Genomic DNA, 15,597 nt, shown 5'->3' with positions numbered 1-15,597 from the left:
TATGTCCCAGTCTATCGAGAAAATGCGCAATATCGCGATCATCGCCCACGTTGACCACGGCAAGACAACGCTGGTCGACGAACTGCTCAAACAGTCCGGCACATACCGCGAAAACGAGAAAACCGTCGAACGCGCGATGGATTCCAATGATATCGAGCGCGAGCGCGGCATCACCATCCTCGCCAAGACGACCTCGGTCGAATGGAATGGCTACCGTATCAATATCGTCGATACGCCAGGCCACGCCGATTTCGGCGGTGAGGTGGAACGCATCCTCCAGATGGTTGACGGTGCCATCGTGCTGGTTGACGCATCGGAAGGCCCGATGCCGCAAACCAAGTTCGTTGTGTCCAAGGCCCTGAAAGTCGGCCTGCGCCCCATCGTGGCCGTCAACAAGATCGACAAGCCCGAGCGCCGTCCTGACGAAGTCATCAATGAAGTGTTCGACCTCTTCGCCAACCTTGATGCGACTGACGAGCAGCTCGACTTCCCGATCCTTTACGGGTCGGCCAAGCAGGGCTGGATGAACACCGAATACGAGAACCCGACCACCGACATGGACGCGCTGTTCCAGATGGTTGTCGACCACGTGCCGACCCCGAAAGTCGAAGAGGGTCCGTTCCGCCTCCTCGCCACGACAATCTCGTCCGACCCCTTCCTCGGGCGTATTCTGACCGGTCGCATCTCGTCCGGCACGATCAAGCCGAACCAGTCGATCAAGGTCCTCGCCCGTGATGGCTCGCTCGTCGAGCAGGGTCGCGTGTCCAAGGTGCTCGCTTTCCGCGGCCTTGAGCGCATCCCGGTCGACGAAGGCATGGCAGGCGACATCGTCTCGCTCGCCGGCATGACCAAGGCCAACGTCGCCGACACGTTCTGCGACCCGTCGGTCAATACGCCGATCGAAGCCCAGCCGATCGACCCGCCAACCATCTCGATGACGTTCCGCGTCAACGACTCCCCTTACGCGGGCACCGAAGGCACCAAGGTCACGTCCCGCATCATCTGGGACCGTCTCGTGAAGGAAGCCGAAGGCAACGTCGCCCTCAAGGTTGAGCGCGCCACCGACGCTGAAGCTTTCACCGTCTCAGGCCGCGGCGAACTCCAGCTCGCCGTGCTGATCGAAACCATGCGCCGCGAAGGCTTCGAACTCGGCGTCTCGCGTCCGCAGGTCGTCATGCAGGAAGGCGAGAACGGCGAGAAGCTTGAGCCGATCGAGGAAGTCATCATCGACGTCGATGACGACCATACCGGCATCATCGTCCAGAAGCTTTCCGAGCGGAAGGCCGACATGCTGGACATGCGTCCCTCCGGCATCGGCCGCACGCGCATGGTCTTCCACGCGCCGACACGCGGCTTGATCGGCTACCAGGGCGAGCTGATGTCCGACACGCGCGGCACAGCCATCATGAACCGCATCTTCCATGAATACGCCCCGCACAAGGGCCGTATCCAGGGTCGCCACACGGGCGTGCTGATCGCAATGGAACAGGGCGAGGCCGTGGCCTTCGCGCTCTGGAACCTCGAAGACCGTGGCCCGATGATCATCCATCCGGGTGACAAGGTCTATGCCGGCATGATCATTGGCGAGCATACGCGCGACAACGATCTCGAAGTGAACGTGCTCAAGGGCAAGAAGCTCACCAACATGCGCGCGTCGGGCACGGACGAGGCCGTCCGCCTCACGCCGCCGCTCCAGATGACGCTTGAGAAGTCGCTGGCCTATATTGCCGACGATGAGCTGGTCGAAGTCACGCCGCAGAACATTCGCCTGCGCAAGATCTATCTCGACCCGCATGAGCGCAAGCGCCACGCCAAGTCGAACCACGACTACTAGGCCAGACCTCTATCCGATCTTGAACTTCATGAAGGCCTCCCGGAATTCCGGGAGGCTTTCGCATTTGTCGGTATGTTCGCTCAGGGCTTTCCAGGGTGAAAGGTCGATATCGTCGGCCAGGGCATCTCGCATGAAGTTCACTGCGCAGCTCACCATGATATCGCCATGCGCCATGTGCTCGCCAAACCAGTAGGGTGTGTGCTGGCCGGCGCGCTCGACTTCCAGCACGTTCAACACACGGGAAATCTGCCCCGTGCATCGCTTGATCCATTTCGGGTTCGGACGTTCATGCACGTGACGCTCGTAAACAAGCGACACGGCCTTGTCGGCCATGCCTGAGGCCAGCGCGCACAGTTTGAGCGCCGAACGTCGCGCAGCACCATTGGTGGGCGTCATCGCCCGCTGAGGGCCCACCATGTCGTCCAGCGCATCCAGGATGGCCGCGCTTTCGATCAGCACCTCTCCGCCGTCCAGCATCAGTGTCGGCACGCGAATGAGCGGATTGTACGCCACGATCTTCTCGGCATCGCCGAAGGTCGACCAGGACTTGTGCTCGAATTCCATCTTGTAGAGTTTCATCGCAATGGCGACGCGCCGAACAAAGGGGCTGTCATACATGCCGATCAGAATCATTGCGCTCTCCCGCGATCCTGACCTGATTTTGCGCCCGCTCGCTGGGCCTTACAAGTCTGGCTGGAAGATTTTGATCGTCCGGCAAGGGATGTTAGACTCCTGAAGTACAGGAGGCTCTCATGACCAAACCCATGACGCTCACGCAGTTTCCCGTCCATCTCGGCCTCGGCGCCACGGCGCATGTGCTGCCGGAAATGACGGGCGGAATGGAATGGTACGAAGCCTATGGAAGGCTCCATCCGAATGACGGCATCGAAGGGCGGCTGGTTTCGATGCACACGTTCACCGAAGACTGGTCCGGTTGGGAGGTTCATCCTCATGGATCAGAGCTTGTGCTCTGCACAGCCGGCAGCATGACCCTGCACCAGGAGTATCCGGACGGCAGCAAGCAGAGCGTCACGCTGTCGGCTGGTGAGTATGCGATCAACCCGCCCGGCGTCTGGCACATCGCTGACGTTCCTGAAAGCGCCACAGCGGTCTTCATCACGGCTGGCGAGGGAACAGAGCACCGCCCGCGCTAGGCCGGCCTGTCAGGCCCGCTGGTCCTTGGGCGAGCCCATCACGATATAGGACGTGATCGAGCTGACTTGTGGCACGGTGCCGAGAACTTCCGTGTGGAAATGCTTGTAGGCCGCAAGGTCGGCCACCTCCACGCGAAGCAGGTATTCGATCGTGCCCGTCACGTTATGGCACTCGCGCACTTCCGGCGCCCGCTGCATGGCCTTCTCGAAGGCCATCTGGTGCGCTTTCGTGTGCTGTGACAGCCCGACGGTAATATAGGCGAGGAAGCCGCCGCCAATGGCGTTCCTGTCGACCAAAGCGCGGTATCCCTGGATCACGCCTGTGCGCTCCAGCTCCTGCACACGGCGCAGGCAAGCCGATGGCGACAGCCCCACCTTTTCGGCCAGCTCAAGATTGCTGATCCGGCCATTGGCCTGAAGTTCACGCAATATATTGCGGTTTATGGTGTCCATATCGCTCATGGATTGCATAAATACTGTTTACGCGCCCCAAAACACAAGCACATTGCGCCGTATATCGCATATTATTGCGGCATCATGCCCATACAGCTCCTTCTCGCCCTTATGGCCTTCGCGTTCATCACCTCGATCACACCGGGGCCGAACAATCTATTGCTCATGGCGTCCGGCACGAATTTCGGGCTGAAGCGCACCCTGCCACACATGAGCGGCATCATTGTCGGCCTTGCCATCATGATCGTTCTGGTCGGCCTTGGGCTCGCGCGGGTGTTCGAAGCCTTTCCCTTTGCGCTCGTCGTCCTGAAGACAGTCAGTGCCGTCTATCTTCTCTATCTGGCCTGGAAGATCGCAAATGCCGCGCCGCCGCCGGAAGCCGGGCAGGGCGAAGCGACCGGCAAGCCGTTCAGCTTCCTTCAGGCGGCTGCGTTTCAATGGGTCAATCCAAAGGCCTGGGCCATGGTTCTCACAGCGATCAGCGCCTACACCCTGCCAGACCACCCGTTGGTCAGCCTCGGCATCATGGTGACAGTGTTCGCCATGGTCGGCCTTGTCAGCACGTCCACCTGGGCCGTCCTGGGAACGCAGGTGCGCCGCTTCCTCAACCGGCCGGCGCGGCTGCGCGCCTTCAATATCACCGCCGCGCTGCTGCTACTCGCCACCCTATGGCCCATCATGACTTCCGGCGGGTTAGGGGCGCACTAGGAGGATATCCGTGCAGGCGGGGAACCGGGGCGTCTGACTGGAGTTATGCCATCAGTACAGTCAGACCCGAAGGTATTCCCCATGTCCTCTTTTGCGCTCTATCTCATCGGCTTCATCATACTTATCGCTGGCCTGGCCTATGGCGCATTCATGCTCGGCGTGGCGCTTATCTGGATCGGTATCTGTTCCGTTATTCTCATTGGCCTCGGCATAATTACCGGGGTCGCAAAGACGAGGACCAAAGATGAATCGCCAGCCGACTAAATCCAGCCCCAAGCGCAAGCGCGGCGTCGACCTTCTGGCCCGTAACGGTGTCCAGCGCCTGACCAATCATATCGATCTGCGTCTCAAGACGATGACCGATGAGATCATGCAGGAAGCCGTCATGGGCCTTTTTGCAGCCCTCATCGCGCGCAAGCAGGAACGTGCCCTAGTTCCCGCCCGCACCCGTCGCAAGACCGGCCGCTGATCCAGCCGGGGATTATTCGTCCCCGGCTTTTTCGTCAGCCTCGTCCTTCTTCGCAGGATCATATTTCGCAAACCAGCCCATGATATTATCCGTCTTGGCAATCAGGCGGCTCGGGCGCGAAGCAATATAGTGCGGTGATCCCGGCACTCTTACATAAACCGTATCCACACCGCGCATCTTCAGCGCCGTATAGAACTGCTCTGCTTCCCAGGCAGGCGTGCGGTAATCCTCTTCCCCCACCATGATCATCGTCGGTGTCACCACCTTGTCGACGAAACGGATCGGCGAATGCTTCAGGAAGGCTTCCGGGTCAGACCATGGCTCGGCACGTATCCAGTGGCGCCGCACGACCTGAGCGATATCGCCGGCAAGTGCCATCGTCATCCAGTTGATCACCGGCTTGACCGACGCGGCCGCCTTGAACCTATCCGTCTGCGTCACGATCCACGCCGTCAGGATACCGCCCCCTGATCCGCCCGTCACGAACAGGCGGTCCGGGTCGGCATATTTGCGCGCCACCATCTCGTCGACGACCGTCATCAGGTCATCATAGTCATGGCCCGGATAGGCCTGGTCGATCTCCAGCGCGAAATCCTCGCCATAGCCTGTCGACCCGCGCGGGTTCGACCAGATCGTGACATAGCCTTCCGCCGCATAGCGCTGGATCTCGCTTGCGAAGAACGGCCCGTACATCGAATAGGGCCCGCCATGGATTTCCAGGATCAGCGGGAAGCTGCCATCGGCCTTGAAGTCCGGCGGCAGGGCAACCCATGCCTCGATCTCCTTGCCGTCATGTTTCGAGCTGACCTTCACTTCCTCGATTTTCGCCATGTCGAGATAGGGCAGAACATCCGCATTGAGATCGGTCAGCACTTTGGCATCCTTGCCATTTGCGCCGATCACCCCGATTTCCGAAGGCTTGTCCATGAAGCCGGCCGTATAGGCGATCACAGGTTTCTTGCCGCCGCTCACCGAGAAGCTCCCTTCGGCATAGGGGCGCCCGATTGACGCGCCGCCAAGCCCCGTTACCACTTGAGATACGTTGCCCTTGAGGTCGATCTGATATACCGACAGCACGCCATGGTCTTCCGACAGGCTGTAAAGGCTCTTGCCGTCAGGCGCCCAGACCGTCTCGCCAAATTCGCCGGCAAAGTCTGCCGCCAGCGGACGCTGGTTCGAGCCGTCCGCATTCATCAGGTAAAGGTCGGCCTGCTGGTAGGAGAGCGTCTTGTCGTCAAATCCGCGATAGGCAATCGTATTGCCGTCTGGCGAAACAACGGGCGACATGTCCGGCCCGTCACGCGTCGTCAGCGGCTTGATCGACAGGTCAGACAGCTCCACCGCATAAATCTCGCTTTCGACGGGGTCGAGATCGCGGTCGTCGGCCGTGTTGCCCGAAACGAGCAGCGTGTCATTGTCCAGCCATTCCGGGCTCTGCATGTCAGCGTCGCCAAACGTCACCTGACGCGGCGTCCCGCCATCGACCGGCAATACGAACACCTGCGTCGCGCCGTCTTCCAGATAGCCTGCGCCATCGAAACGGAACGTCAGCTTGTCGATCACCTTGACGCCGTCATTCCATGTCGCGCCTTCCGGCGGCGTTGGCGCCTTGGCGAAGCTCGGCGCCTCGCCCTTCACGAACATGCTGAACGCCACATGCTTGCCGTCTGGCGACCACACCGCCTCTGACGGGCCTTCCAGGAACTGGGCCAGCGGGAAGCTCCGTCCGCTGTCGAGATAAAGCAGGCGCACTTCCGGCTTGCCGTCGGTTGCGGTCGCATAGATGAGGCGTGTGCCGTCCGGCGACCAGCGCGGCGACGATGCGCCCGTGCCGCCATTTACCAGAGGACGGTTGGAACCTGTCGCAAGGTCGATCATCCAGATCTGGCCAGTGTCCTTGTCGGTCATCCGGTCCATCGAATGGCGCACATAGACAATGCTCTTGCCATCGGGGGAGACCTGCGGGTCGGTCGCGTATTCCATGTCGAACACGCGGTCTGCGGTGAAGCGCCGGGATGGGGCCTCGTCCTCTTTCGCCACGGCGCTGCCTGCCGCCAACATGACAGAGACGCCTGCCAACAAGATGTGTCGGAATGTCATCGCTTCCCCCTTCTGGTTTTTCGCGAGAGCGAGACCTACCAGCAGGCTTTGCCCCGGACAACTCAAAAACGGGGCATGTCTTGCCCACTTTGAGGCCGCGATGCCGCGTGCTAGGCTCTGCCCATGGAGAGCAAGCCTGATCCGTCCGCAACCGTGCCCACCGGGGCGCATGCGGACCATGTGCGCCAGATCGCGCTCTCAAGAAGTGCCGCAGCCAAGTCCGCCATTGCCGCCTCTTGGGCCCGCTCCCTCACCACGCACGGCCTCGCGCCCGATGCCCCGCACAGGGATGTCCGAATTGACGAAGCGGCCCTCGCAGAGCGCCGCGACGTCCTCGGCCGCATGCTTGCCATTTCCAATCCGGTCATGGACCGTCTCCATGCCAGTCTCGGCCTTGCGGGCTGCAGCATCCTTCTCTGCGACACCGGCGGCATCGTGCTTGACCAGCGCGCACCCGGCTCGGATGAAAAGATGTTCCGCTCCGCCGGGCTCTGGCAGGGCGCCGACTGGTCCGAAGCCACGCAGGGCACAAACGGCATCGGCACCTGCATTGCCGAGGAACGGGTTGTCACCATCTATCGCGACCAGCACTTCCACGACAGCAACACGGTGATGACCTGCATGGGTGCGCCCGTGTTCGACGAGCATGGCGAACTCGCCGCCGTGCTTGATGTCTCCTCCTGCCGCTCAGACCTGACCCAGCCCTTTGCCACACTGATCGCGCAGACCGTGGCCGACGCCGCACGCCAGATCGAAGCGGATCATTTCCAGAGCGCCTTTGCCGGCCAGCGCATCGTGCGCGGGCAGGGCGATGGCCAGCGCGGCGCCGTCCTCTTCGCCGTCAATGGCGACGACCTCGTCATCGGTGCCACCCGCGCGGCCCGGCAGGCCTATAATCTTGGCCAGGGCGCCTTCGCCACCCCGCGCCCCGCCGGCGACATTTTCGGCGATTCCGACCAGCGCGGCGTGGGTCTCGACAGCGCTGAACGGCGCGAGCTGAAGCGCGCCATTGCCCGCGCAGACGGCAACATGGCCGCCGCCGCGCGCGCCCTCGGCATCAGCCGCGCCACGCTCTATCGCCGCATGGACCGGCTGGGCCTCAGCACGGATTGACGTTTCTGGCGCAACCTGTCTCAGTTCTGAGACACTTGGCCACCGCTCCCCGTTTCGCCCCACCTGACAGCACGTCCGTTCGGGACAATGTTTGCCTCCAGTCTTCGCATCACGACGAAGAAGCCAATGGAGGAAATATCAGCATGGCCGACACCCAGTTTCTCGATTCCACGACAATGACGTCTCCGTTCAAGGAGCGTTACGACAATTTCATCGGCGGCAAGTTTGTCGCCCCCAGGGCCGGGCGCTATTTCGACAATCCGTCGCCCATCACGGGCCAGACGATCTGCGCCATCGCGCGGTCGGATGCGTCAGACATCGAACTCGCTCTCGACGCTGCCCATGCCGCGAAAGACGCCTGGGGCAAGACCTCGGTTGCCGAACGCGCCCTGATGCTCAACCGTATCGCGGACCGCATGGAGGAAAACCTCGAACTCCTCGCCACCTGCGAGACCTGGGACAATGGCAAGCCCATCCGCGAAACCATGGCCGCCGACATGCCACTCGCAGTCGATCACTTCCGCTATTTCGCCGGCTGCATCCGCGCGCAGGAAGGCGGCATCAGCGAGATCGATCATGACACGGTCGCCTATCACTTCCATGAGCCACTCGGCGTCGTGGGCCAGATCATCCCGTGGAACTTCCCCCTGCTGATGGCTGTGTGGAAACTCGCCCCGGCGCTCGCTGCCGGTAACTGCGTCGTGCTGAAGCCCGCCGAACAGACGCCCGCCTCGATTCTCGTCTTTGCCGAGCTGATCGCGGACATCCTGCCGCCCGGGGTGCTGAACATCGTCAACGGCTTTGGCCTCGAGGCCGGCAAGCCGCTCGCCTCCAGCAAGCGCATCGCCAAGATCGCCTTCACCGGCGAGACAACGACCGGGCGCCTGATCATGCAATACGCCTCCGAGAACATCATCCCGGTCACGCTTGAACTCGGCGGCAAGTCGCCGAACATCTTCTTCGCTGACGTCATGCGCGAGGATGACGACTATCTCGACAAGGCCATCGAAGGCTTCGTCATGTTCGCCTTGAACCAGGGCGAGGTCTGCACCTGTCCGTCGCGCGCCCTGATCCACGAGTCTATCTATGACCGCTTCATGGAACGGGCCCTGAAGCGCGTCGCGGCCATCAAGCTCGGCAACCCGCTCGATCCGTCCACCATGGTCGGCGCGCAGGCCTCCTCCGAGCAGAAAGAGAAGATCCTCTCCTATTTCGACATTGGCCGTCAGGAGGGCGCTGAAGTCCTTATCGGCGGCGCCGCTGTCGACCATGGCGGCGACCTTGCAGGCGGCTACTACGTCCAGCCGACGGTCCTCAAAGGCCACAACAAGATGCGCGTCTTCCAGGAAGAGATCTTCGGCCCGGTCGTCTCGGTCACCACGTTCAAAGATGACGCCGAAGCCCTCGCCATCGCCAATGACACGCTCTACGGCCTCGGCGCCGGTGTCTGGAGCCGCGACGCGAACACTTGTTACCGCTTCGGCCGTGCCATTCAGGCGGGCCGCGTGTGGACCAATTGCTACCACGCCTATCCGGCCCATGCGGCCTTTGGCGGGTACAAGCAGTCGGGCATCGGCCGCGAGAATCATTCGAAGATGCTGGATCACTACCAGCAGACCAAGAACATGCTGGTCAGCTATGCCCCGCAAAAGCTCGGCTTCTTTTGATCGCCTGAAGGCGCCCCTTCAGGCCGATAAGCGGTTCCGGCGCGCATGCCTCCCTGTCGCGCGCCGGAACACGCCCAGGCTTTACCAGGTGCCGGAAACCGGAGGTCGCATGACCGACGCCCAGACCATCCCGCCACGCGTCACCGCCACCCCGGCGGCGCTGCGGCTCATTGCGGAGATTCGCAAGGATCATCCCGACATCATCTTCCATCAGTCGGGCGGCTGCTGCGACGGGTCGAGCCCCATGTGCTACCCGGCGGGCGAGTTCCATCTTGGCGACGTCGACATCTGCCTCAGCACCGTCGACGGTGTGCCCGTCTATATATCGTCCAGCCAGTTCGACGCCTGGCGGCATACCCAGCTCATCCTGGATGTCGTGCCGGGCCGTGGCGGCATGTTTTCGCTCGACAATGGCCGCGAGCAGCGCTTCCTCTCGCGGGCCCGCACATTCTCTCCCGAAGAGCGCGCGATTCTTGGGGATACCTGAAACCGACTCATCCCCGCCCTTGCGATTCGCTGTCTCTCCGCGCATATAGCCCGGAGGAGGCAGGTGGCGGACGGGCCATTCGCCAATCGGGTCAGATCGGGAACGAAGCAGCCCCAACGAGTTCCGCCCGGGTCGTTCGCCTGTCTCCGCCTTTTTCCCCGATTTCCGGATTGACCCAGAGGGTCGCCTGCTGCACGAATAAGCAGTGGCGCAATTCGCCTTTTGGGACGGGTGATCCGGCCCCGCGTTAACGTTTGATTAACCCGAATTCCACGCCAAATTTGACACTTTTGAGAATTGTCCCGTTGACCGACCGTTAACCTTCGGACACTATATGTAGTGTCAGGAGAGAAGTTGGGCGCCATATCTGGCAACCGGGGGCTTCAGTTCCTATATTTAACAACGAAACTGGAGGGCTGCACATGTCTGCATCCGAGGCCAAGTCTGTGACCAAAAATTCGCCCCGTAAAGGCAAGCCGAAAGCCGGTGCCGAGGCGGTTTTGCGCGTGGTCGAAGGCGCGCCCGTGCAGACGGATCCGTCGCGCGACGCCCTGCTGACCGAGTTCGGCAAGACGACCCTGCGCGACCGCTACCTGCTGCCCGGTGAGTCGTATCAAGACATGTTCGCCCGCGTGTCGCTGGCCTTCGCCGACGATGCCGAGCACGCCCAGCGCCTTTACGACTACATGTCCAAGCTCTGGTTCATGCCGTCGACGCCGGTTCTCTCGAATGGCGGCGCTGCGCGCGGCCTGCCGATTTCCTGCTTCCTCAACCAGGTCGGCGATTCGCTTGACGATATCGTCGAGACCTGGACCGAGAATGTCTGGCTCGCCTCCAATGGCGGCGGCATCGGCACCTATTGGGGCAATGTCCGCTCCATCGGTGAAAAGGTCGGCCAGAACGGTCAGACGTCCGGCATCATTCCCTTCATCCGCGTGATGGATTCGCTGACGCTCGCGATCAGCCAGGGCTCCCTGCGCCGCGGCTCGGCTGCCTGCTATATCGACGTGCACCACCCGGAAATCGAGGAATTCCTCGAAATCCGCAAGGCGTCCGGCGACTTCAACCGCAAGAGCCTCAACCTGCACCACGGGATCAATATCACCGACGACTTCATGGAAGCCGTCCGCAATGATGAGGACTATGGTCTGGTCAGCCCGAAATCGGGCGAAGTCCTGCGCACGATCAATGCCCGCAAGCTCTGGCAGAAAATCCTCGAGCTGCGCATGCAGACCGGCGAGCCCTACCTCCTGTTCACCGATACCGTGAACAACTCGATGCCTGCCCACCAGCGCAAGCTCGGCCTCAAGGTCACCCAGTCGAATCTCTGCTCCGAGATCACGTTGCCAACCGGCGTCGACCATCGCGGACAGGACCGTACGGCGGTCTGCTGCCTCTCCTCGGTCAATGCCGAGAAGTTCATGGAATGGTCGAAGGAAGAGCGCTTCCTCGAAGACATCTTCCGCTTCCTCGACAACGTGCTCGAAGACTTCATCGAGCGCGCCCCGCCGGAAATGGCCCGCGCCGTCTATTCCGCCAAGCGCGAACGCTCGGTCGGCCTCGGCCTCATGGGCTTCCACTCCTTCCTCCAGTCAATGAACGTGTCGATGGAAGGCGCGATGGCCAAGGTGTGGAACGAGAAGATGTTCAAGCACATCCGCCAGGGCGCCGATGCCGCCTCGGTCAAGCTCGCCAAGGAACGTGGTCCCTGCGAGGATGCCCGCGATGTCGGCATGATGGCCCGCTTCAGCCACAAGCTCGCCGTGGCGCCAACCGCGTCGATCTCGATCATCTGCGGCGGCACATCCGCAGGCATCGAGCCGATCCCGGCCAACGTCTACACGCACAAGACCCTGTCGGGCTCGTTCACGGTGAAGAACCAGCAGCTCGAAACCCTGCTCGAGCAAAAGGGGCTCAACAGTGACGAGATCTGGACGTCCATCCTCGAGCATGAGGGCTCGGTCCAGCACCTTGAATGCCTCGACGAGCACGAGAAGAACGTCTTCAAGACGGCCTTCGAACTCGACCAGCGCTGGATCATCGAGCTGGCGGCCGACCGCACGCCCTATATCTGCCAGTCGCAGTCGCTGAACCTGTTCCTCAAGGGTGACGTCTCCAAGTGGGACCTGCACATGCTCCACTGGACGGCATGGGAACGCGGCCTGAAGTCGCTTTACTACTGCCGTTCCAAATCGGTGCAGCGCGCCGCCTTTGCCGGTTCCGACCGTGTCGAAGGCCAGACGCTCGACACGCCGAATACCGATTATGACGAGTGCCTCGCCTGCCAGTAGGCCGGGCCATACAATTCACTCACAGCAAGGCGGTCAGTCCAATCGGGCTGGTCGCCTTTCGCTTTCCGGTTGACGGTCTGGCTGGCTGAAATGCGTGCAGTTGCTTCCCAGGTTGCCACAATTCGCACAAAAATTCACACGCATTAAGAAGATAAACCGGCCAAATGGCGCGGTTCTTGCGGGAAAAAACGAAAAGATTGCGGGTTGTGGAACCGTAACTGCAGGAAGGCGTACAATCGGACAGAATTAATCTTTTACGGGCGAAAGGCATTTGGGGGTCCTGTGTCCTTTATGCTACATTAAGTCAGGTGAGGTGTAATTCTCTACAAGCGCAAGCGTACGAGGATTAGCCATGAAGGGTGTCAGGCGTATGGTATTCGCAATAGCATCAACAGTCATGACGATGGCCTGCCAGGGCTGTGTGTCTACATCTCCGCATGATTTTGTCCGGAGCGAACCGGTCGTGCCGCCAAGCCTTGGCATGAGCATGGCGGTGCCTTCGGCGCTTGGAACCCAGAATATTCAAGCCGATCCGGCCGCAGATGTGTCGGTTCATGTCGTCGATGGCGCGCCTGCGCATTTTTCGGGCACAGTCCTCGGCGCGCTGCCAGCCCCGGTGGCAGATTTCAATAATCAGACGGCCGCCAGCTTCGGTTCGATTTCGGGCATTGTCCCGTCGGACCTGCCGGAACTTTCGTGGACAGGCAGCCCTGCGCTGGTCGCCCTCGCGGCCGAGCGCAGCAAGCTTCGCATGGGCGCGCCAACCCAGATTGAAAAAGACATTGCCGCCGAAGTCGCTTTCGCGGCGCCGAGCGCGGTCACAGGCCTCAAGTTCGACGTGGGCGTGGCCCCGCGTATTGCCGTGCGCGACGATGGCGAACTGCTCAGCCAGCGCGTCGGTGGTGAAGTCCGGATCGGTCGGGACCTCAACATCCTCGACAAGAACGGCCAGCCACAGGGATGGTACATCTTCGCCGGGGCCGATGGTGAAGCCCTCGTCTGGGATGCCGGCAAGACCAGTTTCGCGCCCAATCTCAACGACATGTCCCTGACAGACCAGATCACTGTGGGCGACATGCAGGCCGGCGTATCGATCCAGCGGGCAGGGGGCGAGCTTTCGCTCAGCTATATCCGCCGCGAAGTGAAATATTCCGATCGCAATGGCAGCTTCAGCAACACTGAAGATTTCGCAGGTGTAAGTTTCACGATGCGCCGATAGGTGCTATTTCACCGGTCATGAAGTTGACCCACACATGTTCACGGGTCGCGCTTGTCGCGGCCCTTTTTGTTGCGCCTCTGGCTCATGCCCAGGAGGTGAAGAAGCCCGCTGTGGTCTCGCTCACCGTCGAGAATGACAAGTTCGGCGGCGGCACCGATCGCAACTATTCCAACGGTTTGCGCATCGAACGCGTATCCGGTGCCGACGAGATCTTTCCGGCGCTCGAATGGGTTGCCGACCGCATTCCCTTCCTTGATCTGAAGCGCCAGGAGCTGCGCCAGGGCTTTGCCCTCAGCCACGTCATCTTCACGCCCGAGGACAAGACGCTGGCCGTGCCCGACCCGACAGACCGGCCCTATGCCGGCTGGCTCTATGCTTCAGGCACGATTGTCGGCACGAATGGCAACACGCAGGACACGCTGCAGGTCAATCTCGGCATTGTCGGTCCCTCGGCCGGCGGCGAGTTCGTCCAGAACAATTTCCACCGGATCATCGGCGTTGCCGAGGCACAGGGCTGGACCAGCCAGCTGAAGGATGAGCCCGGCGTCGAGATCATCGCCCAGCGCCTTTACCGCCTTCCGGGGCCAACGCTGCCGCTCGGCGTCGAGACCGATCTCGGCTTCGACCTTGGCGGTGCGCTCGGCAATGTGCGCACCTATGCCTCCTCCGGCCTGACCGCGCGGATCGGCTGGGATCTCGATTCCAGTTTCGGCCCGCCGCGCATCCGTCCCGCCCTGTCAGGCGCGGGCGAATTCATCCCCGGCACCGACGAGAATCCGATGGGCGGCTATTTCTTCATGGGCGTCGCTGGCCGCGCCGTCGGCCGCGACATGTTCCTCGATGGCAACCTCTGGCGCGACAGCCCCCGCGTCGATGATCGCAAGACCTATGTCGGCGACCTGCAGGCCGGCCTCGCAATACACTATCGCGAAGTCCAGTTCGCCTTCACCTATGTGAACCGCACCGAGGAATTCGACGCCCAGATCACGCCGCAGCGCTTTGGCGCCTTCTCCATCTCGGTCGCCCGCTAGAGCGTCGCCATATCGATCACGAACCGGTATTTCACGTCGCCTTTGACCACGCGGTCATAGGCGGCGTTGATATCCTTCATCGCGATCACTTCCACGTCGCTGGTCACGCCATGCTCGGCGCAGAAGTCCAGCATCTCCTGCGTCTCCGCGATGCCGCCAATGCCTGATCCCGCCACGCGCTTGCGCCCGCTCAGCAGCAGGCCGCCATGCATCGGCTCCAGCGGTTCGATCGCACCGACAATCACCATCGTGCCATTGCGCGCCAGCAGCATCAGGTAGGGGTTCAGGTCGTGCTTCACCGGCACGGTGTTCAGCAGGAAGTCGAAACTGCCCCGCTGCGCCTTCATCGCCTCCCGGTCGGTCGACACCAGAACATCATGCGCGCCCAGCCGCTTGGCATCGGCGCCTTTCTCTTCCGACGTCGTGATCATCACCACTTCGCAGCCCATCGCCACGGCAAACTTCACGCCCATATGGCCAAGCCCGCCCAGCCCGATCACGCCGACCTTGTCGCCTTTTTTGACGTTCCAGTGTTTCAGTGGCGACCAGCTGGTGATGCCTGCGCACAGCAGGGGCGCCACTTCCGCCGGATTGAGCTTGTCTGAAACCTTCAGCACGAATTCGTCGCGCACGAGGATCTGTTTCGAGTAGCCGCCCTGCGTCACGCCGCCGATCACCGGCTCGGTGCCGCCATATGTGCCGACCGAACCTTTCTCGCAATATTGCTCGTCGCCATCATGACAGGCGCCACACGAGAGGCAGGCATCGACAAGGCAGCCCACGCCAACCGTGTCGCCCACCTTGTGCTTGGTCACATCCGCGCCAACCGCGCTGACCTTTCCGATAATCTCGTGTCCGGGCACGATGGGATACTTCGTCCGGCCCCATTCATTGCGTGCCGTATGAATGTCGCTGTGGCACACCCCGCACCAGGTAATGTCGATCAGCACATCATTCGGCTGCAGGTCGCGCCGGGTGATCTCGAGTGGCTCAACCGGCGATTCCGGGCTCTTGGCGGCATAGGCGGCAACTTGCATCGTCTTCTCCCTCGTTTTTTTGCAGCGTGACACG

General features: G+C 61.6%; 15 protein-coding genes and 1 other RNA gene. 12 read left to right on the top strand and 4 right to left on the bottom strand.

Going from position 1 to position 15,597, the window contains the following annotated elements; all coding sequences use genetic code 11:
* Nucleotide 1 precedes the first annotated feature (1 nt).
* Nucleotides 2-1,834 (top strand): translational GTPase TypA, encoded by a 1,833-nt coding sequence (gene typA, locus HY30_RS03830; RefSeq protein ID WP_034737295.1) that lies wholly within the window; start codon nucleotides 2-4, stop codon nucleotides 1,832-1,834.
* 9 nt (nucleotides 1,835-1,843) lie between these two features.
* Here typA and HY30_RS03825 read toward each other — a convergent pair whose 3' ends face one another.
* On the bottom strand, nucleotides 1,844-2,467 hold the full coding sequence (locus HY30_RS03825; protein ID WP_034737292.1) for a glutathione S-transferase family protein: 624 nt from the start codon (nucleotides 2,465-2,467) through the stop codon (nucleotides 1,844-1,846).
* Between the two features lie 119 nt (nucleotides 2,468-2,586).
* On the opposite strand from HY30_RS03825, the gene HY30_RS03820 reads away from it, so the two are divergent.
* Nucleotides 2,587-2,988 carry a cupin domain-containing protein gene (locus HY30_RS03820; RefSeq protein ID WP_034737290.1) on the top strand — a complete coding sequence of 134 codons (402 nt, stop codon included), beginning with the start codon at nucleotides 2,587-2,589 and terminating at the stop codon, nucleotides 2,986-2,988.
* Nucleotides 2,989-2,997: 9 nt separating this feature from the next.
* Here the strand turns inward: HY30_RS03820 and HY30_RS03815 are convergent, their stop codons facing one another.
* A complete protein-coding gene (locus HY30_RS03815) occupies nucleotides 2,998-3,450 on the bottom strand; it encodes an Lrp/AsnC family transcriptional regulator (RefSeq protein WP_034737288.1) in 453 nt (150 codons plus the stop codon).
* 75 nt (nucleotides 3,451-3,525) lie between these two features.
* On the opposite strand from HY30_RS03815, the gene HY30_RS03810 reads away from it, so the two are divergent.
* The 3 genes from HY30_RS03810 to HY30_RS03800 all read left to right on the top strand — a co-directional run bounded on the left by HY30_RS03810 (nucleotide 3,526) and on the right by HY30_RS03800 (nucleotide 4,618).
* Entirely contained in the window at nucleotides 3,526-4,149 is a 624-nt protein-coding gene (locus HY30_RS03810) for a LysE family translocator (RefSeq protein WP_034737286.1), read from the top strand.
* An 81-nt stretch (nucleotides 4,150-4,230) separates the two neighbouring features.
* Nucleotides 4,231-4,413, top strand: coding sequence for a hypothetical protein (locus tag HY30_RS03805; RefSeq protein ID WP_034737283.1), 183 nt, complete (start codon nucleotides 4,231-4,233; stop codon nucleotides 4,411-4,413).
* On the top strand, nucleotides 4,394-4,618 hold the full coding sequence (locus tag HY30_RS03800) for a hypothetical protein (protein WP_034737281.1): 225 nt from the start codon (nucleotides 4,394-4,396) through the stop codon (nucleotides 4,616-4,618). The genes HY30_RS03805 and HY30_RS03800 overlap by 20 nt, the downstream gene beginning before the upstream one ends.
* Before the next feature lie 12 nt (nucleotides 4,619-4,630).
* Here the strand turns inward: HY30_RS03800 and HY30_RS03795 are convergent, their stop codons facing one another.
* Complete coding sequence (locus HY30_RS03795) at nucleotides 4,631-6,718, bottom strand: alpha/beta hydrolase family protein (RefSeq protein ID WP_034737279.1); 2,088 nt, start codon at nucleotides 6,716-6,718, stop codon at nucleotides 4,631-4,633.
* A gap of 123 nt (nucleotides 6,719-6,841) precedes the next feature.
* Between HY30_RS03795 and HY30_RS03790 the strand changes: the two genes are divergently transcribed.
* The 7 genes from HY30_RS03790 (at nucleotide 6,842) to HY30_RS03765 (ending at nucleotide 14,526) form a co-directional block, all read left to right on the top strand.
* A complete protein-coding gene (locus tag HY30_RS03790) occupies nucleotides 6,842-7,831 on the top strand; it encodes a GAF domain-containing protein (protein WP_051614780.1) in 990 nt (329 codons plus the stop codon).
* Nucleotides 7,832-7,974: 143 nt separating this feature from the next.
* Nucleotides 7,975-9,498, top strand: a complete 1,524-nt coding sequence (gene adh / locus HY30_RS03785) for an aldehyde dehydrogenase (RefSeq protein ID WP_034737277.1) — start codon at nucleotides 7,975-7,977, stop codon at nucleotides 9,496-9,498.
* Between the two features lie 109 nt (nucleotides 9,499-9,607).
* Nucleotides 9,608-9,985, top strand: a complete 378-nt coding sequence (locus HY30_RS03780; protein WP_034737275.1) for a DUF779 domain-containing protein — start codon at nucleotides 9,608-9,610, stop codon at nucleotides 9,983-9,985.
* 58 nt (nucleotides 9,986-10,043) lie between these two features.
* An RNA gene (gene ffs, locus HY30_RS19625) (signal recognition particle sRNA small type) lies at nucleotides 10,044-10,133 on the top strand.
* A 274-nt stretch (nucleotides 10,134-10,407) separates the two neighbouring features.
* Nucleotides 10,408-12,276 carry a ribonucleoside-diphosphate reductase subunit alpha gene (locus HY30_RS03775; RefSeq protein ID WP_034737274.1) on the top strand — a complete coding sequence of 623 codons (1,869 nt, stop codon included), beginning with the start codon at nucleotides 10,408-10,410 and terminating at the stop codon, nucleotides 12,274-12,276.
* A gap of 397 nt (nucleotides 12,277-12,673) precedes the next feature.
* Nucleotides 12,674-13,495: a lipid A-modifier LpxR family protein gene (locus tag HY30_RS19020; protein ID WP_162176887.1), complete on the top strand. Its 822-nt coding sequence runs from the start codon at nucleotides 12,674-12,676 to the stop codon at nucleotides 13,493-13,495.
* 17 nt (nucleotides 13,496-13,512) lie between these two features.
* Nucleotides 13,513-14,526, top strand: coding sequence for a lipid A deacylase LpxR family protein (locus HY30_RS03765; RefSeq protein WP_051614775.1), 1,014 nt, complete (start codon nucleotides 13,513-13,515; stop codon nucleotides 14,524-14,526).
* On the opposite strand, the gene HY30_RS03760 is transcribed toward HY30_RS03765, so the two are convergent.
* Nucleotides 14,523-15,563: an NAD(P)-dependent alcohol dehydrogenase gene (locus tag HY30_RS03760; protein ID WP_034737271.1), complete on the bottom strand. Its 1,041-nt coding sequence runs from the start codon at nucleotides 15,561-15,563 to the stop codon at nucleotides 14,523-14,525. The two genes, HY30_RS03765 and HY30_RS03760, sit on opposite strands and share 4 nt — an antisense overlap.
* Nucleotides 15,564-15,597: the final 34 nt, after the last annotated feature.

Source organism: Hyphomonas chukchiensis, assembly GCF_000682695.1.
Classification (GTDB): Bacteria; Pseudomonadota; Alphaproteobacteria; order Caulobacterales; family Hyphomonadaceae; genus Hyphomonas; species Hyphomonas chukchiensis.
Note: the sequence above shows the minus strand (reverse complement) of the source record. Positions and strands in the feature narration are given on the sequence as shown.